Source organism: Streptomyces sp. NPDC002742 (genome assembly GCF_042888885.1).
Lineage (GTDB): Bacteria > Actinomycetota > Actinomycetes > Streptomycetales > Streptomycetaceae > Streptomyces.
The window spans coordinates 220,216-245,057 of sequence record NZ_JBIAQF010000011.1 but is presented as its reverse complement, the minus strand read 5'-3'; the positions used below and the strand labels follow the sequence as shown (position 1 = coordinate 245,057).

The window sequence follows — 24,842 nt, the reverse complement described above, 5'->3', positions numbered from 1 at the left end:
GGCGCCATCCCCGCCGGGAACTCTACCTTGCAATCCATTCACAGTCCGGCAAGCATGAGTTCGGCGAATAACCGTCCATCGCCTCTCGGATGAACCCCTCTCCGAATGCACATTCCCCTGATATTCGGCCGCAATATAGCGCGCATAATCCTGGACGGCACGCTGCTGCCGATCGACCGGATCGCCGCCGACACCCCGTACTCTCCGGGAAACACAAACGCGAACTCCACAACGGAGACGCCCTCGACACAGCCGACACCGGCCACGCCTACGTCGTAACGACTCGCGGTGTCACCGCACCGCAGGTGGGCCAGGGCGAGCAGGGCTTGACGCCCGGCCGCCGGCCGCCGCCACCGGGTACCGATCTCCCTGCGGCGGCCAGCGAGCTGCCCGGTCAGGTACCGCAGAGTGCGACTGGACAGGTCGATTTGTCACAGACGCTCGGTGCCTTTCGATCCCTCAACTCGTGGCCCGCCGGCGGCTCGGGCTCGACGGCCGTACGGACATGGCGTGACGGCGCCGGTCACGAGGACGCGCATGCGCCATCTCCCCGGGGTGGCGCGAACCGGAAGCGCGTCACCAGGGCACCTCTCCCTCGTCGTCGAAGAAGCGGCCCGTCGGCCCGTCGGCCGATACGGTGGCCAGCCGGATCGCGGCGGCTGCGCCCTGCTGGGGGGTGCGCACTCCCCGGAAGCCGTTGAGGTCGGTCGCCGTGAAGCCGGGGCAGACGGCGTTGATCAGGATGTGGGTGTCGGCCAGTTCCTTGGCGTACTGCACGGTGACGGCGTTGAGGAACGTCTTCGACGGAGCGTAGGCGATGGAGATGGGGCCCGTCTCGGCGCCAGGCGTGGTCTGGAGTGTGAGGGAGCCGACGCTGCTGGAGACGTTCACGATCCGCGGCGACGGCGAGCGGCGCAGCAGAGGGAGCAGGGCGTTGGTGACGCGGATGACGCCGATCACGTTGGTCTCCACGGCCGCCCGTACCCGGTCCACGTCGACCGTGGTGGGCTCCTGCGGTCCGCCGCCGGTGATCCCCGCATTGTTGACGAGCGCGTCGAGCCGCCCGGACCGCTCCTTCATCAGCCGAGCCGCCGCTGTCACGCTGGCGTCGTCGGTCACATCCAGCGGCACGCCGAACGCGTCGGCTCCGGCCGCGCGCAGCTTGTCCACAGCGGTCTCGCGCCGCTCCTCGTTCCGCGCGCCGATTCCGACGGACCAGCCGAGGGCGCCGAGCCCGGCGGCGATCTCGTACCCGATGCCCTTGTTGGCCCCGGTCACCAGCGCGACCTTGTGGTGGTTCACGGTGTTCGTCTCACTCATGACATCGATACTTCTCCCCCGCCTGGCAGGGCGTCCAAGACCGACTGGGTGGACGGCGATACCGCCCGGGTATCGCTCCTGGCCGTCCCGGTTAGTCTGGCGGGGTGGAGACACGTGAGCTGCGGTACTTCGTCGCGGTCGCCGAAGAGCTGCACTTCGGCCGGGCCGCGCAGCGGCTCGGGATCGCCCAACCCCCGCTGTCGCGGGCGATCGGCGGGCTCGAACGGCGCCTGGGCGCCCTCCTGCTGGAGCGCGGCAGCCGGGGTGTCGCCCTGACCGGGGCAGGGGCGGTGCTGCTGCGGGAGGCGCGGGCGGCGCTGGACGCCGTCGAGGCCGCCGAACGGCGCACCCGCCGGGCCGCCCTCGCGGCGACCGGCCGCCCCGCCGTGGTCCTGGCCGCGAAGGCGGGCGCGTCCGGTGAACTGCTGGCGAAACTCCTCGACGCCTACGCCGCCGAGCCCGGCGCCGTCGCCGTGGACGTCGTGCTGTGCGGGCCGGGCGAACAGGCACGGTTGCTGCACGACGGCCGGGCCGACGTAGCCCTGCTGCATCGGCCTTTCGACGACACGGCCGGCTTCGACACCGAGGACCTGCACTGCGAGGGGCAGGTCGCGATCCTCCCGGCGGGCCACCCTCTCGGCGCCCGCCCCCACGTGCGGCTCGCCGAGGTCACCGGCCTTCCCGACCTGCCCCTGCCCCGCTGGCCTCGCCCTGACGGCACCTTCCCGGACGGCCCCGGACCGCAGGTGCGCGACCACACGCAACTCACCCAGCTCATAGCCCTCGGCCGCGCCTGCGCCGTCGTGCCGGAGTCGGGCCGCACCGGCCTGCGCGAGGACCTCACCGCCGTACCGGTCCCCGACGCCCCCCACGTCACCACGGTCATCGCCTGGCCCCCACACAGCCGCTCAACGGCGGTCGCGGGGCTGGTCCGCGCCGCCACTGCCCTGTGACCGACGGCGGTGAACGCCGGGACACCGTGCTGGATTTCGGGGACAGCGTCCGGTCTGCCATCAGCTCCCGACACATCGTGCGGTACGAGGTGACCGGCCCGCACCGGCGTTGCCGGAACCGCGCCCCTGGCACAGCCAGGCTCCGACGCGAAGTGACAACAAGCCTGCTTTGCTGACATCTAGCGCGCCTCGGCCCACCAACACGCGGGCACCATCGGCAGGTTGGAAAGGCTCAGTGCCTCTACGGCCGCGCGGGGCGACGGCGACCTGCCGCCCGGATACCTCCTCCCACGACTTCTGACTGCTCCCCTGTCCCTGCGGCTCGCCGACGGCCGCGCGCCCTCCGCGCGGTCAGCCGTCGCATGCTCAGCTCGCCATGGTCCTTCAGCCGGCGCGAGTACTCCGCCAACTGCCCTGCGTGCGGCTTCGGTTCGGCGGCCGGTGCTGTGCGGCGCGGCGCGTTCCCCCAGATGCGGTCATGACCATGATCAACTGCCCCTCGGAGCGTCGCACCCCGCATGGGTGGTACGACATCTGCCGCAGCCGTCCCGCCGAAGCGTCCCCGTGGACGGTGTTCGTGCAGGTCAGCGCGAGTTGTGTCCCAGGTGGCCGTCACTTGGGCGGAGTCGGTGGCGGCTGCCGCCGACCGCCCCGCACTCTCGAGTCGTCACCTGTTCGTCCGACGGGCCAGGTGTTCACTCACGATTCGAAAGAGGACCCCATGCGATCGCACGTCCTGGGCAGGACCATCGTCAGCCTCACCGCCATCGCCGGCATCGCAGCCGGGACCTTGGCGGCCGCCGGCACCGGTTACGCGGCGCCCGCGCCGACCGCCCAGCCGGTGGTGGGTGCCCCCGCCGCCGCACTCGCGACGGAGAACTTCGGCCTGACCACGGCCGGGGCCATGAACGTCCAGAGGTTCCTGGCGAGCGACTGGGGCTACACCGGCAAGATCGACGGGCTGCTGGGCACCGAAAGCTGGGAGGCGTTCCAGCGCTACCTCAAGAAGTACTACGGCTACACCGGCAACATCGACGGTGACCCCGGCACCAACACGATCATGGCACTCCAGCGGCTCCTCAAGGAGTACTACGGCTACACCGGCAAGATCGACGGCGTTGCCGGGACCGAGACCCGCGCGGCCTTCAAGCGGTTCGCCGGCGGCTGATCCACCACCCCCATGACCGCGGCCCGCCCTCCCCGGAAACCTGAAACCGGAAGGAGGGCGGGCCGCGGTACGTCGATCGTCCCTGGGTGCCGTTGGGTCGGGCAGAGCTTGTCCGGCGTCCTGGTGCCCAGCAGGGTCCCACCAGAGGTGCCGGACGCGGGCACCGACCAGTTTCTCGGGCGGGCGACTGCCGGGTACGTGGTGCCCCGTCAGTCATCGGGGCGGTTGGTTCGCCGGAGCCGGGCGCATGGCGTCGTCCCTCAACGACCGCGGGCCCGGGACCTTCCGTCCGATCTTGCGCGGCTTGGGCGACGCGTCGAATGGTCTGCTCGTCCAGAGCGGCGGAGATGTCCTCGACCAGTCGCTCGGCCACCCTCGGGGCCTTCGGCCGTAACAGCGACCAGGCGGCGTCGGCCGGTCTTGCGTATCCGGGCCGGGGAGCCGAACCGCTCCAGCAGGGTCAGGACGGCCGGGTGCTGCAACCGGGGCCCCAGCACCCGCTCCAGCGACGGATGGATCTGTCAGCAGGCCATGCAGCGCGTTCGCGACCCGGGTGGCCTCACCGGCCAGGTTTTCGTCGAACCCGACGATCATCTCCAGCTCGGCGATCGTCTCGTCCTCGCCGTCGATCGCCCGCAGCGTGTAGGGCATCGCGCGGGCCGCGTCCGCGATGATGAACGTGTGCTTCGCGTCCGTCTTGGCCTCGCCCGGGTAGAGGCCGGCCGGTGTGACTGCGGTGGCGTGGTGTTCGTCCTTGCCGACGCCCAGGCCGAGGACCACATCAGCGGTCCGTCGATGCCTCCGGACCCCGGTGACACCACCCCCGGAAGGTCGTGTCTGGCGTCGGGTCTTCGTCGGGGCGGGTGGTGGGCGCGTGCGGCTCCCCGGTTCTGGGACGGGGAGCCGCACGTCACGCGGATCAGCAGTAGAGGCGGCGCAGGTGGGGCCAGCTCTCCTTGCCGATCTTTCCGTCGACGTCCAGGTCGGTCTTACAGGCGCCGTTGACAGTGCTCTGGAAGAGCCTTGCCGCCGACTGGGACTTGGAGCCGAAGATGCCGTCGACGGTCCCGGGGTTGTAGCCCTGGTACTGGAGGAGGCACTGGGCCTCCTTACCCGCCGCGGTCACCTGCGAGGTGGAGGGGGTGACCGTGTTGCCGCTGTAGTAGCCGGCGGTAAGAATGCCGCTCGAGCTCATGGTGACGTCGCACGAGTAGGCGGTGAGCGCCTGGGCGCCCGTACCGGCGGCGACCGCGCCGGTCGCCGTGCCACCTACGAGTGCGGCGGACGCGAGCAGGAGTGCAGCATGCCTGCGAGTTACGGAGAGAGACATCGATTCCCTTGCGTGAGAACGGAGTTGTCGCGAAACCGACCAGTGGTCGGTGTTCGACTCGGACACGGGCGGACCGTGCCACCAGTTCGAACGACGGCCATGCTGCTCTGCCCTCCGCCGTGGGGCCAGTCCCGTCGGCAGGTTGGGACATCCCGGGACGCACACCTCACTGAGCTGCGACGATGCCACACCGGGAAAGGCGGTGGCGGGACTTCGGACGGACCCGCGGACAGCGGTCACGGGCCCCGAGATGGAGAACACGTGAACGAGCAGCGGGATTTCCGTACGCTTACCCCGCTCGAACCGCACGGTGCGGTGCGCGCGAAAGGGATGGGGCATGCCGCGTTGGAGGCCGTTGCCTGAGTCGCTGGCTCTACCGGTCAGACGGCTTGTGGTGCAGATGCGGCAGTCGAAGGATCACAGTGGGTTGAGCCTGAGCGCCTTGGCGAACAGGACTGGATACAGCCGGTCTTCCTGGGAGCGCTGTCTCAACGGCCGTGCGCTGCCGCCGCTGTGGGCGCTGGAAGCCCTGGCGGAGGTCTGTGGGGGCGACCGGGCGAAGCTGACCGCGCTGTGGGAGGTGGCCACATCCACGGAGACGCCGGAAGCACCGGAAGCACCGGAAGCACCGGAAGCGGAACGTTCGCGCGGGCTGACGGAAGGGCGTGCGGCCCCCGCTCAACCGGGCTCAGTTGTGGACGAGTTCGGGTGGGGGCCGGCCGAGAGACCTCTCCTCTCGCACGGATCGTCCGAGGCGCCCGCGTCGGCGGACGTGAACGGCGGGCAATCGGATGCCACGCCTGAATGGGTGGGGCCGGACGCCTCCGGCCGGGCGGACCGGCGTGGTGTGGTGGCCGCGGTGACGGCGGCGGCGACTCTCGCCCTGCTGGTCACAACGGGGGTGCTGGCAGCGGCCCAATGGCGGAAGCCGTCCGCGCAGCCGCATGGGACGGCGGAAGAGTCGGCCGTGCCCGTCTCGACGTACTCCGCGCGGACCTTCCCCTGCTACTTCACCAAGCACGACGGCCTGATGTACGCCGGTCACAGCACAACCCTGACCGAAACGTACAACGTCGGGATCACGGTCGAGGCGGTCGCCGAAGTGCAGTGCCTGATCGAACGGCACGGTTTCGACCCCCAGGGCATCGACGGGTCCTTCGGGCCCAACACCAAGAGCGCCGTCCAGCGTTTCCAGCGCTCGCGCGGCCTCGATGACGACGGCATCGTCGGCCCCGCGACCTGGCGGGCGCTCAGGGAGCCACGTGGCTGAGCTCAGACGTCCACGCCCGGGTGGCGCGGCCCCCCTGCCCTCCCCGGAGGTCCGCCGGCTTGTGGAACGGTTGAAGGAGGCCAAGGAGGCCACCGGGCTGAGTTTCGCCGCGCTGGCCGCCGCGACCGCGTACAGCAAGTCGTCCTGGGAGCGCTACCTCAACGGCAAGGCGTGCCCGCCCCGAGACGCCGTGGAGGCCCTCGCGCGACTGAGCGGCGCCGACCCCGCCCGACTGCTGGCGCTGTGGCAACTCGCCGAAAGCGCGTGGAGCGGACGCGACGCGCGGCGCCCCGCGGCGGGGCCGGACACGGGGGCGGACGCTACGTCGGGCTCCGAGCCACGCCGCGGGTCGGACCCGACGGCAGGCATCGGGACGAAGGCCCGTGCCGGGACCGGACACGCCAACACCGAGCACGCCGGCACCGGACACAGAAGCGTCGGATACGAAGACGCCGGACACGAGGGCGCTGGAGCGGTCAGCGGCGCGGCGCCCTCGGGCGTGGCACGTAAGCCGGAGCGCCACGCCCTGGTCGTCGCCGTCGTGGCGACCGCCACGGTGACGGCCGCCGTGTTCGGCGTGGCGACATGGATGTGGGTGCCCACCGCCGACAGCCCTGAGCAGGCCACGGCGCGCACCGCGACGCCGTGCCGGGGGGAGACCTGCACGGACCACGACTCCGAGCAGGGCAGCACAGCCTGCTGGACGGATGCGACCACGCACGCGGTGCGTACGGTGCGGGGCCGGACCGTGGAGCTTCGCCACAGCCCGATGTGCGACGCGGTCTGGGGGCGCATTCGCAACCCGCGTTCGACGGACCGCGTATGGGTCGAGACCTCCGACGGCCGCCGTCAGACCCGGCAGGTGTCCGTCCCCGGTCGCGCGCTCTACACCCTCATGGTCGGCGTCGAGCGGCCCGCCGACGCGCGCACCTGCTTCGACCTGGGCGACGGTGTCTCCGGCTGCACACAGCAGGAGTGGTAGCGGGACGGGCCACTGCGGGCGGAGACGGGGGTATCCCGCGGTTTCGGCCGCGCGGCGACCTGCCGAGGGGCGACTCGGCGAGGGAGGACGCCGTGAAGGGCGGCCCGACGAGGGAACCGTACTCTCCGGAGGTACTCGGGAGGATTCCCTACCGACCCCCTGCAACTCCTGGTCTCGGTGTCTCGTCTCACGGGGCAGATCAAAGCGCGAACCATCACCGTCAAGGGGAGATCCGTGGCCGTCGTCGTCCTGTCCGGGGTTCTGCTGCTCGTCGTCCTGGGATGCGTCTGCGTGTTCCGGGATGCCAGGGGCGATGGCCCCCGATGGGTCCACGTCGTGGCGGTCGTGACGCTCGTGGCCGGCGAGGTGGTGAGCCGCTCCGGCAAACGCGGTCGCCGTGGCGGCGGTGGCAGCGGTGGCGGTGGTGACGACGACTGAGTAGCCCCGTATCCCATACCGTCGAGGGCTTCTGAAACCCCCGGCCCTCGGGCGGTGGTGTCTCGGGCGGCGGTCCACCGGCCGGTCTCACCCCACGAACCGGCCTCCCCGACGACAAGCCTCGCCGCACGAACCGGCCTCCCCGACGACAAGCCTCGCCGCACGAACCGGCCTCCCCGACGACCGGCGATTGCGTGACCTGTGCGTGCCGGTCGCGTTCGTCGGCTGCGCGAAAGATCATCACGTGTGGTCGCTGGATCTGGTGTGCTCCAGGAGCCGGCATTGTCGGTAGCGTGACCATCTGCTGCATGGAGTGTCTGTCCATGTGTCCGGCTGGTCCGTGCGGCGGCTCCCGACGGAACGTGATGAGGCTGCCATGAGTGAACTGACGAAGCCCGAGGTCGACGTTCCGGAGGGTGACGCTCCTACCGAGCTGACCATCCGGGACCTGGTCGTCGGGGACGGGGCCGAGGTGAAGCCGGGCATGGTGGTCAGGGTCCACTATGTCGGGGTGACCTTCGAGTCCGGGAAGGAGTTCGATGCCTCCTGGGACCGGGGCCGGCCGTTCAAGTTCGCCCTGGGCGGCGGCAAGGTCATCAAGGGCTGGGACCGGGGGGTGAGGGGGATGAAGGTCGGCGGCCGGCGCGAGATCATCGTTCCCCCGCGTCTCGGCTACGGCAACCAGTCGCCCTCGCCGTTGATCCCGGCGGGCTCGACCCTGGTCTTCGTGGTGGACCTGCTGGACTCGTATTCCAGCACGACCGGGTGGAGCAAGGCCTGGTGACCCTGACCGCTCCTCCCCTACGACGTGCTGCGTCGTCCCCCCGGGTTGGCGCCGCCGTGCTCCTCGCTGCTGCTCCTGCTCGCGCCTCCGCAGCGTCCGAACGGTCCGCTGCGACTCAGTGACCGCAGAAGGCCACAAGGCGGCCGACTGCCTCAGCGACCTGCCCAGTTCCGCAGGTCAGAGCAGGCGCGTCGCGCGTACCACCATGTGACGAGGAACATCCTCTGTTCTTGCAGCACCCAGGGGCTTGGCTGGAACATCCTCTGTTCTTGCAGCCCTCAGGGGCTTGGCTTCTTCGAGCCTCGGTCCTTCGTGACGGTCCACCGGTTTCTCCGGCGGGCCGTTTCGGTTGTCCGGGCCGTCGGCGGCCAGGCTGACGTCCATGGGGCCGGCGGCCCCACTCCCCGCGAGACAAACGGAGTGAGGAGTGACGACCGAAGACAGAACTCCCGATCGCCCTGCCCAAGGTCATCCCGGCTGCCGCCGCCAATCACGAATACGGCACCGCATTCCACCAACTGCGGGCGAAAGATACCGCTTTGGTGAAATGATTCGTAGCACCGAGTCGAGCCGACCCGGCGAACGGAGGCACGTGTGGAGTGGACCCCTGCGACTCTCTACCGACGGACCGGAGACAGGTTTCAGTGTGACGTGTGCCCGTTCCGGTGCACCGTGGCGGAGGGACAGACGGGCGCCTGCCGCGTCCGGCGCGGCGGTCCACACGGCATGGAGACCGCGACGTTCGCCACCTCGGTCCAGCATGTCGACGCCATCGAGCGCAAGCCGCTGTACCACTACCGCCCGGACAGCCGGGCGGTGACGCTGGCCGCGCCCGGCTGCTCCTTCCGCTGCGACTACTGCGTCAACCACGAGTTGTCGCAGTTCGGCCGCCGGACGGAGGTGCCCTGGACGGGCCGGGCCGTGTCCCCGCAGGCGGTCGTACTCCAGGCACAGCGCCTGGGGGCGTGCGTGGCCCTGTCCTACTCGGAACCGTCGCTGGCGATCGAACTGACCCTGGCACTGGCCGAGGCCGGCGCCCCGGTGGGCGTGGACGTGGTGTGGAAGTCCAACGGGTTCCTCACCACGGACGCGGTACGCCGGGTGGCACCGGTCCTGGCCGCGGTCAACATCGACATCAAGAGCGTCGACGACGTCCGTCACCGGGCGCTGACCGGTGCGCCGGCGGGACCGGTACTGGACACGCTGGAGGCCCTGCGCTCGGCCGGGGTCTGGGTCGAGGCGAGCACCCCGCTGGTGCCCGGTGTCGCCGACTCGCCGGAGGACCTCTCGGCGATCGCGCTGCGGCTGGCCCGAATCGATCCGGGCATCCCCTGGCACCTGGCCCGGTTCAGCCCTGCCTTCCGGCGTTCCGGGGACGTGCCCACGCTGCCTTCGGCCCTGGCCGAAGGTGTGGCCGCCGGACGCGGGGCGGGCCTGCGGCACATCTACGTCGAACGCGCGCTGGGAGCCGCAGGCCGAGCGACCTCCTGCCCGAAGTGCGACGGCCTGGTCGTCGAGCGCGACCTGTGGAAACTGACCGCGAACAGGCTCCGTGACGGCGCCTGCCCCGACTGCGGTACACGAGTGGAGGGCCGATGGTGAGGACGGACGACGACCGGCACATGGAAGGGACTCCCGCAACGGGGGCCGACCGGCGCTTCGTCGAACACCTCGACGATCTCATCCAGCCGGAGGAGTACCCGGACCACCCCCGAGGACGGCTGGTGCGCGTGCGCATCACCGTGACGGCGGACGGGCTGCGCGTCGACGGCGACGCCTTCCGGCCCGAGGTCCTGGAGCGGCTGCTCAAGGCCCTCGGACCCGAGACGGTGGAGCAGATGCTCTGCGGCTGACCCTGTGGGCCCGCACCCGCTCAACGGGCGCGGGCGCCGCGGTGTTCGGCAAGCAGACCCGAGACCACCGTGCGAAGCGACTCCGCCGTGGGCGGGGTCTCCAGGACGAAGTCGGCCGGCAGGTGCCGGCCCCGCCCGCCCGGGTAGCGGACCCGCACCGTACGCAGCCCGCCACGCCCGGGAACGGCCCGGAAGGGGTGGGTCAGCACCACGGTCTGGACGGCGGCGTCCTCCATCGACCCCATCGTCCGTGCCGTGGTCGTGGCGAGCTGCAGAGCGGCGTCGGTCCGTCCCGGGCCGACGGAGACCTCCGTCCACACATGGACCAGGTCGCCGCGGCGGGACAGCGGCCGCACGGTGGGAACCTCTCCGAGCGTCACGAACGCGCAGGGCAGGCCGCCGTCGGTGAGGGCGCTCGCCAGGAGGTGAGCCACCAGACGCAGCGTCACCCCGACCGCGCCGTACACGGCCGGTCCGGTGTCGAGGACGATCACGGTGGCGGTCGGCGACGGCGGCAGGGCGCCTTGCCTGGCCCGGAACAGGGCCCCGCTGTGCGCGAGCCGGAACGCCAGCAGATCCGGGGGCAGGGCGAGTTGGGTCGCCGGCAGCTGCGTCAGCCGGCCGTGCCGGGTGAAACCGGCGAGCGTGGTGCTCGGCGCGCTGCCCTGCGCCTGCCCGTCGGGCCACAGGGGGATGCGCACCCCGAGCAGTCTGCGCTGGCGCGGCGGCAGGGGGACCAGGCCGTGCCGGACGCCGCGCAGCCGGACGGGAAGGGTCGGGTCCAGGGCGACCGCGTCGGGGCCGAGCACGGCGAGAAGGGTGAGCAAGGCGTCGTCCACCGTGCCGAACACCGATCGCAACCGGCCGATCGGCACCGTGGGCGCGTTCGCCTCGGCGGGCGCCCCGGCCAGGGCCGCGCGCAGTGCGGCCGTGTATTCCTCGGCCGCGGCGTTCTCGACCGGCGCGTACCTGTCGTCCGGGGGGAGTTCGGCGGCCAGCGACACCGCGATACCCGTGCAGGCCGCACGGCTCCAGTGCAGCGCGCGCAGAGCGGCCAGGCCACCCTGACCGTCCAGCGCCCTGGCTCGTTCCTGGCCTGCCCTGTCGCGCGGGGCACGGTCCGCGATCAGGGAGTGCAGGGTATGCAGGGTCGACAAGGGCACCGAGAGGCCTGCGGCGCCACCGGCCGCGCCCAGCGCCAGCAGTGTCTCCGCCTGTTCGGGCGGCCCGTGCAGAACGGGGCCGGCCGTGGTTCCCCGGGCGGGCGCGTGGGCTCCGGGGAGGCTCCAGCGGATGACGGGACCGTCCACGTGTCCGACCGTGACGGCAGCGCCCTCCGGCGCCCACCGTACCGACCACACTCCTCCGGCCGGACGGCCGGACGGACGCAGGTCACGCAGTTCCAGGCCACTGGTGACGTCCCACAGCCGGACGACGCCCGGCTCTCCGTGGAGCGGGTACGCCAGCAGGCGCCCGTCCGGTGACCAGGCGAGTCCGGGCCCCCAGCGATAGCCGCCGTACGGTCCGAGCGTGCGGCGAGCGGTCCAGGTTCGCGTGTCGTAGATCGTGACCGGTTCGCCGTCCTTCGACGGAACGACCGCCAGGTGGCGGCCCTCGGGATCCGGCGACCAGGCGAGGAGCTTGGCGAAAAGACCGCGGTCGCCGGTCCCCGGTCCGGGCGCGCGCTGCCATGTGGCGGTCTCCCAGAAGACGATCCGCCCTTCGGTCGGCGCGGCGAGCCAGGAGCCGTCGGGCGACCAGACCGGGCGTCCGACGCCTTCCTCGACGGACAGCACCCGGAGAGGGTCCTGGGGCCCGCCCCGAGCGTCGCGCCGCGGGTCGCGCAGGACGAGGAGGCGCCGAGGTCGCGGTCCGGTCTCCGGGAACACCAGGGTCGGTGGTGCGGTGGGCGACCAGGCCAGGCCCTGACCGCCCTGGTACTCCGCGAGCAGGGCGCCGTCCGCGTCGGCGTGCAGCCGGACCACGCCCGTCTTCTGATGGGTCGCGGCGGCGAGCAGTCCGCTGCCGGCCGGCCCGGCCTCCAGGTCGTACAGTCCGCCCCGGACGGCGACGGGCGTGGACCACACCGTCCGTCCGCCGACGGCGTCGACGCGGGTGAGTCCCCGGGTGTCCTGAACGAAATAGGAGCCGCCCCCCGGCTGCCAGGCGAGCACGGCGGTCCTGCGTCCCTCCGCCGTGTCGGAGAGCAGTTGGGTCCCCACCTCGGGCACCGCGGCCGGGGATACGGGCACACGGCCCACGGTGTGTGCCATCCGTACCGCCCACCCCTGAACCGCTTGGCGGCCGCTCATGTCGTCGTCGGGCGGGGCCTCCGCGGTGTCGGGCAGGCGCCACTGGACGATCTCGCCGGCACGGTCGCACGTTGCCAAGGTGCCGTCGGCCGAGACGGCGAGGGAGGTGAAAAGGGTGCCCGGCCCGTCCGTACCGAGCGCGGCGATCCGCTGGAGGTACCGGTCGTACACCACGACGGCGCCGTCCTCGGTCCCGACCAGCAGCGTCGAGCCGTTGCGGCCGAACGCGGTGCGGATCGGCCGGTCGCGCACCGGCAGCCGGACCCGCTGCCGGTGGTCGGCCATGTCGATCAGGGTCACCTCGGCCGGGCCCGCGACCGCCAGCAGGGCGCCCTCGGCGGACCAGGCCACTCCCAGCGGTACGGCGGTGTCCGACCTGACCAGTGCCGACAGGCCGACGTCCCAGAACTGCAGGCCCTGGGAGCGGGCCACGCACAGTTCTTCGGTACCCGGCCGCCATGCGAGGGCCGTGACGGACCGGCCGACGCCTTCCAGCTGCCGGGACCCGCCGACGTCCGGGTGGAACAGCCACACTCCCAGGGCGTCGTCGCCCACTGCGAGGGTCCGGCCGTCGCCCGACAGGGCCATCGCGGTGACACGGACGGCGCGCCGCAGGTCGGGCGGCAGCGGCCGCTCGGCGCCGGTGTGCGCGTCCCGGGCCAGCGCGCGTCCCCCGGCCAGGACGTACACGGTCTCGCCGTCGGGTGCCCAGATCGCGTCGACGGTGCCGGACGCCCCGCCGGGGGACGGTTGTTCCCAGAGCACGCTCGACAACGGGTCGTGCACGGCCACCGTGTTGCCGGTGACGACGGCCACGGCACGCCCGCCGGGCGCGGGCACCGCGTGCAGGCAGCCGGGGACCTGAGCCCGCCGGTTGACGACGGCCTGCCAGCCGGTCACGGCCCACCCCCTTCGTCGGCCCGGGGCCCGGCCGCCGCCTCCCGGGCCGCCAGTTCGTACATTCGGGCGGCCCGCTGGAAGTGCCCCGCGTTCTCCAGGTTGCGGGCGGCCCTGTCGATCCGGCCGCTCTCCTGGTCGAGCAGCGCCTCCGCCAGCTGTTCCGCGTGGCCCCCCGGCGCTTCGTACTCGCTCAGCGGCGCGTCCGGCGCGGGAGCGTCTCCCGGAAGCCGGTCGAGGGCGTCGAGCAGGCGGCGGCCGGTCGTGGAGAGACCCGATTCGACGCGGGGGCCCGCACCGAGCCACAGCAGCCAGACCGGCCGGGTGTGCTGAAGCGCGAAGCGCAGGGAGCGATGGGCGCACACCGCGACGACCGACGCGTCGTCGATCCCGAAGAGCCGGCTCCGCGCTGCCGGTGCCAGGGCGGGCGCCAGCCGGTGGCCCGTCTGGAGGTAGAGACCGCCGGGGCCGATCCGGTGCAACGCGATGCCGAAGGGCAGGGTGCGGGTCAGACCGCCGGGCTCGGTGAGCAGGTGCAGGCCGTCTCCGGGCACCAGGTGCAGCGCGTCGTCCGCGGGCTGGGCACCCAGGTAGGCGCGGATCGCGGGCAGGTCCGCGTCGGACACCAGTACGGCGTCGGCGCTGCGTCCGTCGGATGCAGCGGCAACGACCCGGACGGTCGTGGCCAGGTGCGAGTCCCACCCTTCGCGGGTTCGCGAGGGGATGCGGGGCGGGGCCTCGGCCAGCCTCGGCAGCGCGGCGAACTCGTGTACGCCCGTGCTCTCGTGGACCTCCCACACCCCGGCGTTGTCCGCGGCCACCAGCCAGTGGCGGCCGGCCGGAACCCGTGCGGCCAGGACCTGGTCGGGGATGGGGTAGTCCGCCAGGCACGGCATGAGGAGCCGCTCCTCGCGGCGGCACACCTCGATGTCGGGCAGGGCGAGCAGCGCGTCGAGCAGCCGGACCGGGAGCGCTTTCCCCGCGGCCCGTATCCGCAGTCGCATGACCCGGCGCTCGTCGGCGGCGCGAGCGTGCGAGATCCCGGCCACCGGCGCGAGGGTCACCGGTGTGGCGAACACCTCGGCGGCGCACTCCCCCGAGCGCTGGGTGATCCACCGGGCCCGGCCGCCACCCGCGAAGACGGTGATCTCGGCCGGCCTGCCGTCGCGGCGGGCGCCTGCCAGCCGGGCCACGAGGTCGATCCAGGAGACCTCCGGCCAGCCGTACAGCGCGTCCGGCACCTGCGCCGCCGCTCCCCGCGCGAAGGCGGGCGAGGTCCGCGTGGCCCTGCCGCCGCGGGACAGGTAGGCGATGCCCCCGGTGAGTTCGGCCACGGCGGCCTCGGCCGGGCCGCCGTCCGGGAGGGTGATCCACCACGAACCGTCCTGAGGCGAGTTCCGGCAGGCAGGGGCGGCCCGGCCGGTGTGCTCGGTCAGGGCGCCGAGGAAGGTGACGGCCGCGGTGACCGCGGTGAACCGGCAGACCAGGGTGTCACCGGCTGCGGGCCGCGCGCCGCGGGTGCCCTCGTCGAGCGCCGGATCCATGGCCGGACCGTGAGGTCGGTCGTGTGTGCGCGGATTGGGCGCGGGGGTGACCACGAACGGAAGTTCGGAGGACGCCGATCCGCCGGGCGTCCCGGACCTGCCGGGCGTCCCGGACCTGCCGGGCGTCCCGGACCCGCCGACCGGCGCGGCTCGATCGGCCGCACCGGCTCTGCCGGAGTTTCTGCCACGTCGACGCCAGATCGTCATTCCCGATCCCTCCCCCCGTGGGCGGCCCCGCCGGCGCCGGGCAGCCATGTCGTTCCGCCCAGCGCGGGCCCCGCCCAGCGGTGCCAGCGGCCGAGCGCGCCGGGCACCCCGTCGCGGAAGGCCCGGGCGTGGGCCGTCGCCGCCAGATCGGCGCGGCCCGCGGCGTCCGCGCAGCCGACCACCCATCGCACGAGCCGCTCGCGCTCCCCCGCCCCGACCTCGGACAGCTGTCCGACGGCCGCGTCGGCGGCGGTCGCCAGGGCCGTGCTGTCGCCGGACTCCAAGGCCACGCACAGTCCTGCGCACACCTCCAGCCGCAGCCGCTGGTCCAGGGTGAGGGGCCGGACCGACGCGAGGGACCATCGCGCCCGCTGCGGGCGGCGCCCCACGCAAGCCAGCAGCCAGGCGGCGGTGAGGGGGTCCCCCGCGGCCTCCACACAGTCCGCGGCCGACTCCACCTGGCCGAGCAGGAGATGGCACCGGGCGGCCTCCTCCGGAAGTCGGGCCGTGCGGTAACAGCGGGCGGCGTCCGCCGTCATTCCAGCCTTCTCGTAGAGGCGGGCGGCCGCCGTGAGCGCACCGGTGCGCTCACGCACGCGGGCCGCTTCGGCCGGCTCGCCGGCCTGCTCGTAGCATCTCGCCGCGCTCTCCAGCAGAGCCAGTTCGTTGGTCATCCGAGCTAGACCTCGGTCTCAGGGGCGCGTTCCGTGTGCCGCTCCTGCTCCTCCGGCTCGGACTCGTGCAGCACCAGCACGTCCTCGGACGCGGGGTCGGTCACCTCGCGCACGTCGGGCACGCGTTCCAGGACGCTGCCGAGGTCGTGGGCGATCTGCTCGTGATCCCAGTCGTGATCCTCCTCGCCGACGGTCTGCCCGGACGCCGCGACCACTTCGAAGACCTCGATGTGACCGGTCGTCCGGTCCATCCGGAACCGGACCTTCACCCGCATCGGCTCATGCCTCCAACTCGAACTGGATCTCGATGGTCTGCTCGGACTCGTCCGTCCGGACGTTCTCGGCGCCGTGCCGGTCCGCGTACTCCAGCAGCAGCTCCTTGAAGCCGTGCGCGGCGGTTCGGAACACGCCTTCCATGGTCTGCCGGCGCAGCGCTGCCAGTCCGGCCTCGGCCACCGCGTTCAGCACGGCTCCACGGGCCAGGGCCTGCCGTTCCAGGTCGTCCTGCGCGTTGCGTTCCGCGGCGGCGTCGGCGTGGCCCAGCAGCGCGGCGTCGGGGGCGGCGAGCGCCTCCTGACGTGCCTGTTCCGCCAGGTGACCGGCATCGGCGTCGGCCTTGCGTCGGGCCTCCTCACGGGCGAGCCGGTCGGCCTCCTCCCGCGCCTGCTGCTTGCTGCGCCCCCACTCCCCGGGCCGCGTGTAGGTGCTCTGCGCCGCCCCGGACGCCTCCGCGCTGACGGTGCCCGAAACCACCGCGGTGCCGGTGCCGGTGCCGACGAGTTCCTCGGTCAGCTGCACGGTGAACTCCAGCTCACCGGTCTCGGGATGGTACGAAGCGGTCCCGCCGGGGATCTCCAGGTAGTAGGCGCCCTGGCGCAGGACCCAGTCCGGGTCGATGCCCACGGCGCGCTCGAAACCGCGCAGGGCCGCAGGAGACAGCAGGGAGGCGAGGGACTGGCCCAGATGGGCCTCGCCGGTCACCGTGCCGTTCAGCCGCACCGTGCGCTCCAGTTCCGCCTGCCAGGCCCTGGCCATCTGTTCGGTGGCGTGGATCACGATCCGTCGGGGGTTGCACATGTCATCGGGCTCCTGTCTTCATCGGTGGGGTGGGGTGCGGCCATCGGTCACTCCCACTGATCCAGTAGTTCCGCCACCCGTCCACGCAGCCCGCGCAAGTGTTGGAGGGCCGGTTCGTCACCGGGGTGGTGCTCGTTCAGTTCTCTCTCGATGTCGTGCAGTTCGCGCAGCACGGACATGACCTCGTTGTTGCGGACCCCCGCGCCGGGGGCGCGCTCCAGCACGGACCGGGTCCGGCTCTCGGCCACGGCGAGGATCTCGGCCGCGCCGCGCACCTGGTCCGTCGCCCCGCCGTCCGCCGCGACGCGCTCCGCCACCAGCCGGGCGGTCGGCTGTTCGTCGCCCGGCTCGGTCCACAGATGGGCGAGCGGCCACAGATCGCGCGGGGTTGCGGTCTGCTCGCGGCGCAGCAGGGCGGCCGCGGCGACGAGCTTCTGGCCGCGCACGATCCGCCGGTCGGTCAGTACGACGCCCTCTCCGAGCAGGTCCCGGATCAGGTCGGTGTAGGCGGGCAGGACGTGCTGCAGCCGTACGTCGCTGAGGCTCTGGTGCAGCAGGGTGAGCGTGCCGGGATCGGTGACGATCGGGGTGACGGGATCGCGCTGCGGCCCGTCGTAGTCCTGGTCGAACGTCGTCAGACGCTCCCGCTCCTGTCCCCAGCCGAGGTCGAGCAGCCCGGGCAGGTCGGTGCGGGCGACCGAGCGGACCTCCATGCGCAGCAGGAACCGGTCGCCGAACGCCTTCAGCGCAGGATCCTCGGGCACCTCGCTGGAGGCGCCGAAGAGGCTGATGAGCCTGGTTCCCTCAGCCCGTGAACCGTTGTGGAAGACGCGCTCGTTGAGCAGGGCGAGGAGGGTGTTCAGGATGGCGCTGCTGCCCTGGTAGACCTCGTCGAGGAAGGCGAACCGCGCCTGTGGCAGCATGCCGACGGTCCGCACCTGGTACTGGCCCTGCTGGAAGCTGGGGTAGTCGAGCGGGCCGAAGATCTCGGCGGGCTCGGTGAAGCGGCTGAGCAGGTAGCTGAACACGTCGGCCTTGAGCAGCTGGGTGAAGCGGCTGATCAGGGCGGTCTTGGCGGTGCCCGGCGGTCCCAGGAGCAGCATGTGCTCGCGGCAGACGGCGGCGAGCACCAGCAGTCGTGCCGCCCGCTCGCGGCCCACGAAGTGGTCTTCGAGGTCCTTCTGCACATGTTCCATGGCCGCGACCGCGCGCAGCACACTGACGGGCCAGCTCACAGGCGCCCCCTGGTGCTCTCCTGCTGCTTCTCCCGGTTCCGCTGAACACGCCCGACGAGCTCGCCCAGGCGCTCGGCGTCGGCGGGGATCTTCTCCCACTGCCGTCCCGTGTACGCCTCGCTGAACAGCGCCCTGATCTCGTCGCCGTTCCATTGGCTGGTCGCTTCCACCAGTTGTTCCATGAGTCCGGTGACGTCGACGCGGTAGCGGCGGGCGTGCACCTTGATGATCTCGCGGCGGGCCTCGGGGTCCGGGAGGGGAATGTGGAAGGTGCTGAACCGGCTCGGCCGCAGCAGTGCCTTGTCGATGATCTCCAGCCGGTTGGTGGTGCCGATGACCAGCATCTGCACGTCCGGCCGGAAGCCGTCCATCTCGGTGAGGATCTGGGCGACCATGGCGTTGCCCGCGCGTGAGCCGCCGTCGTCCCAGCTGCTGCGGCTGGCGGCGATGGCGTCGAACTCGTCGAAGACGATGACCGAGGGGGCGTTGCGGCGGGCCTCGGCGAAGAGCTCCCTGATGTGCCGTTCGCTCTCACCGACGTACTTGTTGGTCACCTCGGGGCCCGAGATGACCTGGATGGTGGCCACCATCTGGTTCGCGATCGCCTTGGCGAAGAGTGTCTTCCCGGTGCCGGGGTCGCCGTGGAAGATGAAGCCGTGCGGAACCAGCTCACCACTCAACTGCTCGTCTCCCTCGGGCAGTTCACGAGTGTCCGCGATGATCCGCAGAGCTCGGCCGATCTCCTTCTTGACGTCGTCGTAGCCGCCGATCTGGTCGAAGGTGACATGCGTGGGGACCTCGAAGTTGGAGGAGGTCTGGGCCTTGAAGGTGCGGATGTACTCCTTGAGGTCGGCGACGGTCACGTCGTCGCGTCCCTGGGTCTCCTGATAGGCGTAGCGCATGGCTTCGCGCAGCACGACGGGGTTGAGTCCGGCGACGAACTTGTAGAAGTCCTCCTTGTCGAACCCCCGGAAGCGGGCTGCCTCGCGCTGGAGGACGAGGGATCGTTCCAGTGGCTGCGGGGTGCCCTCGACGGGGTGGCGCACCACGCGGCTGGTGCCTTCGAGCCGGATCCGCACCGCGAAGCGGGAGGCGAGCACCTCGGGCAGGACGAGCGAGGGATCGCTGAAGCCCAGCAGGGTGCGTCCGCTCTGCTCGTAGAGCTGCTCGGTCAGGTCCCTGGCCTCGTTCGAGAGCGTGGTCTCCGAACCGCCGGCCAGCAGATCGAGATGTTTGATGACGAGAACCTGTTTGTCCGTCAGTTCGTAGAACGCCTTCTCCACGGCGGCCAGCAGCCGGGCCCGCAGGCTCTGCCGCTGGGCCGGTGCGGCCGCCCCGGGCCGGACGCCGAGGTCCTGGAGGTCCGGTGCCACCGGCTCCGGCTGGTCGTCGGGCCGGTCGTCGGCGATGACGGCGTCGCGGTCCGCCTTCTTGACGATGTGTTCGGCGAGGTGCTGGACGCAGATCTTGTCGCACACCACCAGGACCGAGAGACCGGCGCGAAGCAGTGAGGCCGCCCGGTCCACCTCCATGTAGTAGGCGCTCTGGGTCGCCGCGGACTCGGAGAGCTGGTCCGGCCGTTCCACGACCGTGCCGGTCTGCGTGGCCTCCCGGCCGGCCGGTGGCTCGGGTGCCCCCAGGTCGCGGGCGTGCAGCCGGTGGCCCTCGGCGGTGTACAGCGGGGTGGCCGGGTCGAGTTGGTCCGCGGTGAGACGGGTCGTGACGAAGGCGCGCAGAGGCTGGTCGAGCCAGTCGTCGCGCAGCGGTTCGGTGAAGTGATAGGGGCCGCTCGCCGCGACCTCCCGCAGCCGTGCGTCCAGGGGACAGGAAGTCCAGTCGGCCAGCCCTTCGCCGTCCGCGGTCACGACTGTGAGCGGCAGTCGTACGGTCATCGCGGCTCCCCTTCTTGATTGCGCAGCCACCGATGGAGCCCCACCCCGTCGGCGTAGCCCCGGATCCCTCCGCGCGCCCGGACGAGTGCCGGACGCGCTCGGCGCAGCTCGGCCAGCCCGCGCCACCAGACGCCCATGGGGCGGGCCTGCTCCAGGGCTCCGACGCGCGCGGCGCGGACCGCGGCCTCGGTGCGTCGGCGGTAGGCGACGCCGTAGCGGCTCAGGGCCGTCTCGTACACGTCCAGCACGAAGGCCCAGTGCTGGATCCGGATGCGGGACATCAGCTCGCCCCGCCACAGCGCCTGTGCCGCGCTCGTGGGCGGCACGCACAGTTCCCTGAGGAGCAGCTGCCGTCCGCCCTCGCTCGTCAACGCGGTGAGGAGGACGTCGAAGGAGGCCGCCCGCGCCGACTCGGCCGGGTGGTCGAGGAGCCCGGTCAGCGGGGAGGCGGCGCGCAGGCTCCGCCCCAGTTCGGGGTCGAGGCCGGTGCGCAGCGCGTGGTGGACCATGAGGTGGGCGACGGGCCATTCGTAACCGCGGTTCGGCTCGGGCATCGCGGTGATCAGCCGGCATGCCTGCCGGGGCCGGTCGCGTGCTCCGATCGCGGCGGCCAGCAGCGCCGTGCCGAGCCGGGGTGGGCGAGGGTCGTCGAACGGGGGCGGGTAGAGCCGCAGCCGGGCGGCCGAGACCGCGGCGGCACGGCTGAGCGCGTCGGTCAGCGCCGACGAGGGCGTGTACAGGGCGGCGGCGTCCGTCAGATCTCCTTGGGGCAGGGGTGCGCTCATGTCACCGCTCGTCCACCGCAGCGTCCGCGCGGCGGTATCGGCCGCGGTCATCGCTCGTCCACAGCGGGCAGTCCCCCATCGTCGTGTCGTCGACCCGGCCGAAGAAGCGCAGCCGTCGGCGCTCCCCGTCGAGGTTGATCAGGCCCGCCACCTGCCAGGGGCGGCCGAAGGTGTTCAGATGCAGCCGGTCGTCGGTGTCCGAGAGACCGCCCCCGGAGAAGAGGTGTGTGTGGTACCAGCCGACGAGTTGCTCGTCGGCGTTGCGGCGGGCCAGTTCCTCGTTGACCGCGCGGAAGGAGTCACCGGTGAACGTGAAGTGGAGAGCCCCCGCGCCGGTGTCCTCCGCCGGGGTGATGTGGCTGACCTCGACCAGGTAGCGCTCGCGCGAGCCCTCCAGCCGTCGGGGTCGGCCCAGCAGGAAACCGCCCTCCTCTATGTTCCTGGACAGCGGGAGGTCCCTGGTGAGCAGATCGTGGAGAGAGCTCGGCAGCAGCACCCCGACGGAGCCCTGGCCTCTCCATTGAATGCCGAGCTCCTGACGGGACACCAGCGGCTCCGCGGGTGCGGCGGCCGGGGTCACGGTGAAGGGGAGGTTGCGCGGCCGGTCGAGGTCGACGTCGATGGCGCCCTCGATCTCCGGCGTCGGCCGTTCCCCGAAGAGGGATTCGCCTCGTAGCGTCTCCCGCATCCGGACCGTCCAGGTGTTCTCGTCGGGGTCCAGGGGCCGTACCAGGGCCGTCAGCTGTTCCGCGAAGAGCTGCCCGAAGCCGAACTGCCGCTCCTTGGACGGGGCGCCGTCGTACAGGAAGCGCACGCGTACCTCGTCGTAGTCGGGGTCCATCCTGATCCGCAGGGGAGGCGCTTCGATCCATCCGGTCCGGTGCGACGTGTGGAAACTGATGGCGAGCCGGCCACCGCCGGTCTCGACGCCCAGGCGGCGCAGCGCCTGGCGGACCAGGGGGACCAGTGCCACCCGGCCCACGTAGCGTTCGTCATCGCCCTTCAGCAGCTCCAGTTCGATCACCTCGTCCGCCCCGTCTCCTCGATCCACAGGGCGTCCACGCGGGAGCCGACGGGGGCGTCGGCGTCCGGGATCGTGGGTTCCTCCGCGATCTGCTTGCCGCCGATGCTCTTGATCATGGCCTGACCTTCCGGTGAGCGGGCCCAGCGCGCGGCGATCGGGTCGGGGAAGGTGGTCGCCTCGGTGACGTCGTAGTTGCGGTAGCAGGCGATGTCGACGACGAGCCGGCACAGCAGGCCGAACGGCATGTCCGGGCGCCAGCCGTCCATGAGCGGGCCGAGGCAGGCCTGGCCCTGGAGGGCTCCCGTGCGGATGCTCTGCCAGATGTTCGGATGGAACACGGGCGTGTGCCACACCACGAGCGGGGCACGCACGGGGAAGTCGCGGGTCAGCACGATCTGCGCCTCGTGTCGGCCGATGACGGGCGGAAGCAGCGGCTGCGCCTCGTAGTCCTCGGGCAGGCCGAACCCCGGGACCTCGAAGCCGATCAGATAGCGGATCGGCACGTCCGGGGGGTCCATCTCAAGGATCTTGAAGTCGATGTCCTGGTGGGCCATGGCATAGCGCTTGAGCTGGGCCCTGGCGCGGTACACGGCGTCGGTGTGCAGTACGGGGCTGGCGCCGGCGATCGCCTGGGTGCCGACCTGCATCCGGTCTCCTTCCTGGATGCCGGCCTCGTGCAGGGTCTGTCCGCGTTCGAGGCGCCTTGTCTCGCCGCGCTCGCCGATCACGAGGTCCACGACGGTCCTGACCCGTCGGCCGCGGTTGTCCGTCATCGCCTCGGGGCGCTGCCGGACGATCGCTTCGGCGATGTCCTCCGTGAGCGTGGTCGAGGGAACCAGGTTCATCTCGTACGGGGTCCCGTCCGGCGCGGTGACGGTCAGCAGCCGGTAGAGGAAGGGACGGTCAGGGGCCTCTTCGTACTGCAGTTCCACGTTCTCGCCACACTCCTGACGGATGGGCTTGGCGATCCGGCTGATCAGTTCGACGCCGTCGTCGTCCTGTTGGGGCACCTGTGCGGCCGACTGGCGCTGCGAGGCGTACAGCAGGTCGACGTTGTCGACGCCGAGGGTGTTCTGGAGCAACTTCAGGAACTGTGTGTGGTGTTCACTGCCGATCATCACCATCAGCGGGAACTTGCCGTCGCTGGTGAGCGGCAGGGCGGCGGGAGCCACCGGCTCGGCCGGCCCCAGTTCGGCCTGGAGTTCCGCGTGGAGCGCCCGCAGGTCGGCGGCACCGGGCATCATCTTGGTGGCCCGTGCGAGCAGTGTGAGCAGCCCGTCCACCATGACGCCGGCCTGGAGATCCTGAATGATCTTCGTCCAGAAGCCCAGCGCGGTTTCGAACTTCGGCAGGCGCCCCGCCGGGAAGTCGATCTGGGTGAGGATCACGTCCGCGTGTTCCTGGGTGCGGAATGCCTTGGCGAGCGCGTCTGCGAGCGCGCCTACGTCAGTCAACGGGAGGGTCCTTCCGGGCGGGCGCGAGTTCGAGGTAGCGGACCGAGCGCGGTGCCCGGTGGCGGAGTACGGGGACGAGTTCTCTCGGGGCGATGCCGACCTCGCTCAGCGACACGTCCGGTGGTGCTTGCGACAGCAGATGGGAGGCGGCCAGAGGGTTCTCGTCGCCGGTGACCGAGGCCCAGGTGAGGGCGGTCTCGCCAGGTTGGAGCAGGGCGAGCAGATCCTTCACCGGGGACTTCGCGGTGAGGTCGACGGGAACCACGGGCCGCGCCTCCTCGTGCAGCGGGCAGTCGGGATCGCGTTTCTCGTGTACGACGTTGGCACGTCCCTGCGCCGGTTCCAGACGCACCGTCCCTCCCGCGGGCCGTTCGCCGAACAGTGTCCGGAGCAGCGTGGTGGCCAGCCAGGCCCCGACCAGTGCCGAGACGGGGGCGGACGCTCCGGCCTCCGTGACCGCGGTGACGCTGCCGCAGCTCCAGGGGTCGTCCCGGACGGCGCGCTGCTGTGGGCTCAGCCCGCAGCCGAAGCACCGCTCACCCGGGGCGTAGAAGCGCACCTCGCCGCCCCACGGGTGGGTGCCCGCGTCGAGCATCGGGGCCCCCACGAGGTTGCAGCGGGTGGCCAGCGCGAGCCGTGCGGCCACGCTGTCCAGGGCGCTCACCACCGCCGAGGCGTCCCTGAGTTCGGCCAGTCCGACCCCGCTCAGCAGGCCGGACGCGCGTGGTTCGCAATCGAGGTCCGGCACGAGTTCGCTCAGCGCACGCGCCGCCGCCTCCGCCTTGGGCCGCCCCACGTCGGAGGGCCGGAACAGCGCCCCACGGCTGAGGTTGCTCTCGGAGACGGTGTCCGGATCACACAGGACGAGGCCGCCCACCCCGGCCTGGGCCAGCAGCCGGGCGCATTCCGTACCGAGGGCACCGACACCGACGACGATCACGCGTGCGGAGCGCAGCACGTCCTGGTCCCAGCCCGGTATCAGCCGGTGGCGCTCATGGCGCCCGGTTCCGGTGCGGTTCACGAGCCGTCCAGCTTCTGGAGGTTGGTGGGGCAGCGCGTGAGAGCGCCTTGCACGGTCCAGCTGTCGTAGCAGACGAGTCCCCGTCCCGCGTCGCGGTGCACGCCGAGTCCGCACCGGGGCTCCGCCGGGCTGCACGGGCACACCACCGCCAGCTCGAACGGGCGGAAGGACTGGCAGCACAGGACGCAGTGCCGCCTGGGGATGACGTCGACGAGCAGCGGGTGGCCGGGCTGCAATCGCGTCAGGTGCAGGCCCTGGCGTGGTGGGTTGGCCCGGTCCGCGGCGGCGTAGAACACCTCGACACGGTCCGTCCGCACCGGTTCGGCGACGACGTCGTCGGGCAGTGGCGCACAGGGCAGTTCGGGACTCTGGTGACGGACGTCCGGGTCGTCGTCACCCCGGTACACCACGTACACGGCGTCCCCGCGCCGGAAGGTATGGCCGCACACACGGCAGTAGAGGTCGAACCAGAGCGAGTCGCCCGTGGTGCGGGCCGGACCGTCGTGGCCGGAGTTCGCGGGGTCCTTGGCGTGCTGATTCCCTGTCTTGAAGGCGCGTACCCGCTCCTGTGTCCACGCCTGTTCTTCGGGAGAGACGCCGGAAGGCGGTTCTGTGGTCATCC

22 protein-coding genes and 4 pseudogenes are annotated in these 24,842 nt (G+C 71.8%); 10 read left to right on the top strand and 16 right to left on the bottom strand.

Features of this window, described 5'->3' with window-relative positions:
* Positions 1-138: 138 nt before the first annotated feature.
* Positions 139-221 (top strand): annotated as a pseudogene (locus tag ACFYW8_RS21805) (IS5/IS1182 family transposase); the annotation flags it as partial.
* Between the two features lie 6 nt (positions 222-227).
* Here the strand turns inward: ACFYW8_RS21805 and ACFYW8_RS21800 are convergent.
* Both ACFYW8_RS21800 and ACFYW8_RS21795 read right to left on the bottom strand, forming a co-directional pair.
* Positions 228-428: pseudogene (locus ACFYW8_RS21800) on the bottom strand (IS5/IS1182 family transposase); the annotation flags it as partial.
* Between the two features lie 148 nt (positions 429-576).
* On the bottom strand, positions 577-1,320 hold the full coding sequence (locus tag ACFYW8_RS21795) for an SDR family oxidoreductase (protein ID WP_389078111.1): 744 nt from the start codon (positions 1,318-1,320) through the stop codon (positions 577-579).
* A gap of 104 nt (positions 1,321-1,424) precedes the next feature.
* Between ACFYW8_RS21795 and ACFYW8_RS21790 the strand changes: the two genes are divergently transcribed.
* Positions 1,425-2,273, top strand: coding sequence for a LysR family transcriptional regulator (locus ACFYW8_RS21790; RefSeq protein WP_389078106.1), 849 nt, complete (start codon positions 1,425-1,427; stop codon positions 2,271-2,273).
* A 721-nt stretch (positions 2,274-2,994) separates the two neighbouring features.
* Complete coding sequence (locus ACFYW8_RS21785) at positions 2,995-3,441, top strand: peptidoglycan-binding domain-containing protein (protein ID WP_365870471.1); 447 nt, start codon at positions 2,995-2,997, stop codon at positions 3,439-3,441.
* 319 nt (positions 3,442-3,760) lie between these two features.
* On the opposite strand, the pseudogene ACFYW8_RS21780 reads toward ACFYW8_RS21785, so the two are convergent.
* A pseudogene (locus tag ACFYW8_RS21780) lies at positions 3,761-4,221 on the bottom strand (transposase); the annotation flags it as partial.
* A 139-nt stretch (positions 4,222-4,360) separates the two neighbouring features.
* A complete protein-coding gene (locus ACFYW8_RS21775; protein ID WP_365870472.1) occupies positions 4,361-4,771 on the bottom strand; it encodes a peptidoglycan-binding domain-containing protein in 411 nt (136 codons plus the stop codon).
* 337 nt (positions 4,772-5,108) lie between these two features.
* On the opposite strand from ACFYW8_RS21775, the pseudogene ACFYW8_RS21770 reads away from it, so the two are divergent.
* From ACFYW8_RS21770 to ACFYW8_RS21740, 7 genes and pseudogenes are all read left to right on the top strand, one after another.
* Positions 5,109-5,330 (top strand): annotated as a pseudogene (locus tag ACFYW8_RS21770) (helix-turn-helix domain-containing protein); the annotation flags it as partial.
* 249 nt (positions 5,331-5,579) lie between these two features.
* The gene (locus tag ACFYW8_RS21765; protein WP_389078412.1) at positions 5,580-6,041 is read left to right on the top strand and encodes a peptidoglycan-binding protein; all 462 of its coding nucleotides are present in this window, start codon (positions 5,580-5,582) and stop codon (positions 6,039-6,041) included.
* Positions 6,042-6,102: 61 nt separating this feature from the next.
* Entirely contained in the window at positions 6,103-7,023 is a 921-nt protein-coding gene (locus ACFYW8_RS21760; protein ID WP_389078096.1) for a helix-turn-helix domain-containing protein, read from the top strand.
* Positions 7,024-7,257: 234 nt separating this feature from the next.
* Positions 7,258-7,461: a hypothetical protein gene (locus tag ACFYW8_RS21755; protein WP_389078092.1), complete on the top strand. Its 204-nt coding sequence runs from the start codon at positions 7,258-7,260 to the stop codon at positions 7,459-7,461.
* Between the two features lie 376 nt (positions 7,462-7,837).
* Positions 7,838-8,245: an FKBP-type peptidyl-prolyl cis-trans isomerase gene (locus tag ACFYW8_RS21750; RefSeq protein ID WP_365870476.1), complete on the top strand. Its 408-nt coding sequence runs from the start codon at positions 7,838-7,840 to the stop codon at positions 8,243-8,245.
* A 726-nt stretch (positions 8,246-8,971) separates the two neighbouring features.
* Positions 8,972-9,847: a radical SAM protein gene (locus tag ACFYW8_RS21745; protein WP_365870477.1), complete on the top strand. Its 876-nt coding sequence runs from the start codon at positions 8,972-8,974 to the stop codon at positions 9,845-9,847.
* Complete coding sequence (locus tag ACFYW8_RS21740) at positions 9,841-10,098, top strand: radical SAM-modified peptide, FtsH ternary system-associated (protein WP_389078081.1); 258 nt, start codon at positions 9,841-9,843, stop codon at positions 10,096-10,098. The genes ACFYW8_RS21745 and ACFYW8_RS21740 overlap by 7 nt, the downstream gene beginning before the upstream one ends.
* A gap of 20 nt (positions 10,099-10,118) precedes the next feature.
* Here the strand turns inward: ACFYW8_RS21740 and ACFYW8_RS21735 are convergent, their stop codons facing one another.
* From ACFYW8_RS21735 to ACFYW8_RS21680, 12 genes are all read right to left on the bottom strand, one after another.
* Entirely contained in the window at positions 10,119-13,310 is a 3,192-nt protein-coding gene (locus tag ACFYW8_RS21735; protein ID WP_389078076.1) for a WD40 repeat domain-containing protein, read from the bottom strand.
* Positions 13,307-14,851 carry a hypothetical protein gene (locus tag ACFYW8_RS21730; protein ID WP_389078071.1) on the bottom strand — a complete coding sequence of 515 codons (1,545 nt, stop codon included), beginning with the start codon at positions 14,849-14,851 and terminating at the stop codon, positions 13,307-13,309. The genes ACFYW8_RS21735 and ACFYW8_RS21730 overlap by 4 nt, the downstream gene beginning before the upstream one ends.
* 203 nt (positions 14,852-15,054) lie before the next feature.
* Positions 15,055-15,732 carry a hypothetical protein gene (locus ACFYW8_RS21725; RefSeq protein WP_389078066.1) on the bottom strand — a complete coding sequence of 226 codons (678 nt, stop codon included), beginning with the start codon at positions 15,730-15,732 and terminating at the stop codon, positions 15,055-15,057.
* A gap of 5 nt (positions 15,733-15,737) precedes the next feature.
* Complete coding sequence (locus ACFYW8_RS21720) at positions 15,738-16,007, bottom strand: hypothetical protein (protein WP_365870481.1); 270 nt, start codon at positions 16,005-16,007, stop codon at positions 15,738-15,740.
* Between the two features lie 4 nt (positions 16,008-16,011).
* Positions 16,012-16,809 carry a hypothetical protein gene (locus ACFYW8_RS21715; RefSeq protein ID WP_365870482.1) on the bottom strand — a complete coding sequence of 266 codons (798 nt, stop codon included), beginning with the start codon at positions 16,807-16,809 and terminating at the stop codon, positions 16,012-16,014.
* 47 nt (positions 16,810-16,856) lie between these two features.
* The gene (locus ACFYW8_RS21710) at positions 16,857-18,044 is read right to left on the bottom strand and encodes an AAA family ATPase (RefSeq protein WP_389078056.1); all 1,188 of its coding nucleotides are present in this window, start codon (positions 18,042-18,044) and stop codon (positions 16,857-16,859) included.
* Entirely contained in the window at positions 18,041-19,936 is a 1,896-nt protein-coding gene (locus tag ACFYW8_RS21705; protein ID WP_389078052.1) for an ATP-binding protein, read from the bottom strand. The genes ACFYW8_RS21710 and ACFYW8_RS21705 overlap by 4 nt, the downstream gene beginning before the upstream one ends.
* The gene (locus tag ACFYW8_RS21700) at positions 19,933-20,721 is read right to left on the bottom strand and encodes a hypothetical protein (protein WP_389078047.1); all 789 of its coding nucleotides are present in this window, start codon (positions 20,719-20,721) and stop codon (positions 19,933-19,935) included. Before ACFYW8_RS21700 ends, ACFYW8_RS21705 begins: the two co-directional genes overlap by 4 nt.
* A 1-nt stretch (position 20,722) precedes the next feature.
* Positions 20,723-21,772: a JAB N-terminal domain-containing protein gene (locus ACFYW8_RS21695; RefSeq protein WP_365870486.1), complete on the bottom strand. Its 1,050-nt coding sequence runs from the start codon at positions 21,770-21,772 to the stop codon at positions 20,723-20,725.
* Positions 21,742-23,199: an effector-associated domain EAD1-containing protein gene (locus ACFYW8_RS21690; RefSeq protein ID WP_389078040.1), complete on the bottom strand. Its 1,458-nt coding sequence runs from the start codon at positions 23,197-23,199 to the stop codon at positions 21,742-21,744. The genes ACFYW8_RS21695 and ACFYW8_RS21690 overlap by 31 nt, the downstream gene beginning before the upstream one ends.
* A complete protein-coding gene (locus ACFYW8_RS21685) occupies positions 23,192-24,220 on the bottom strand; it encodes a ThiF family adenylyltransferase (RefSeq protein WP_389078035.1) in 1,029 nt (342 codons plus the stop codon). The genes ACFYW8_RS21690 and ACFYW8_RS21685 overlap by 8 nt, the downstream gene beginning before the upstream one ends.
* Complete coding sequence (locus ACFYW8_RS21680) at positions 24,217-24,840, bottom strand: hypothetical protein (RefSeq protein WP_365870490.1); 624 nt, start codon at positions 24,838-24,840, stop codon at positions 24,217-24,219. The genes ACFYW8_RS21685 and ACFYW8_RS21680 overlap by 4 nt, the downstream gene beginning before the upstream one ends.
* Positions 24,841-24,842 lie beyond the last annotated feature (2 nt).

Coding starts and splice junctions, on each gene's coding strand:
- ACFYW8_RS21705 (WP_389078052.1), bottom strand. CDS start 19,936: ATGACCGTACGACTGCCGCTCACAGTCGTGACCGCGGACGGCGAAGGG.
- ACFYW8_RS21715 (WP_365870482.1), bottom strand. CDS start 16,809: ATGTGCAACCCCCGACGGATCGTGATCCACGCCACCGAACAGATGGCC.
- ACFYW8_RS21700 (WP_389078047.1), bottom strand. CDS start 20,721: ATGAGCGCACCCCTGCCCCAAGGAGATCTGACGGACGCCGCCGCCCTG.
- ACFYW8_RS21795 (WP_389078111.1), bottom strand. CDS start 1,320: ATGAGTGAGACGAACACCGTGAACCACCACAAGGTCGCGCTGGTGACC.
- ACFYW8_RS21775 (WP_365870472.1), bottom strand. CDS start 4,771: ATGTCTCTCTCCGTAACTCGCAGGCATGCTGCACTCCTGCTCGCGTCC.
- ACFYW8_RS21785 (WP_365870471.1), top strand. CDS start 2,995: ATGCGATCGCACGTCCTGGGCAGGACCATCGTCAGCCTCACCGCCATC.
- ACFYW8_RS21730 (WP_389078071.1), bottom strand. CDS start 14,851: ATGGATCCGGCGCTCGACGAGGGCACCCGCGGCGCGCGGCCCGCAGCC.
- ACFYW8_RS21720 (WP_365870481.1), bottom strand. CDS start 16,007: ATGCGGGTGAAGGTCCGGTTCCGGATGGACCGGACGACCGGTCACATC.
- ACFYW8_RS21725 (WP_389078066.1), bottom strand. CDS start 15,732: ATGACCAACGAACTGGCTCTGCTGGAGAGCGCGGCGAGATGCTACGAG.
- ACFYW8_RS21740 (WP_389078081.1), top strand. CDS start 9,841: ATGGTGAGGACGGACGACGACCGGCACATGGAAGGGACTCCCGCAACG.
- ACFYW8_RS21745 (WP_365870477.1), top strand. CDS start 8,972: ATGGAGACCGCGACGTTCGCCACCTCGGTCCAGCATGTCGACGCCATC.
- ACFYW8_RS21680 (WP_365870490.1), bottom strand. CDS start 24,840: ATGACCACAGAACCGCCTTCCGGCGTCTCTCCCGAAGAACAGGCGTGG.
- ACFYW8_RS21750 (WP_365870476.1), top strand. CDS start 7,838: ATGAGTGAACTGACGAAGCCCGAGGTCGACGTTCCGGAGGGTGACGCT.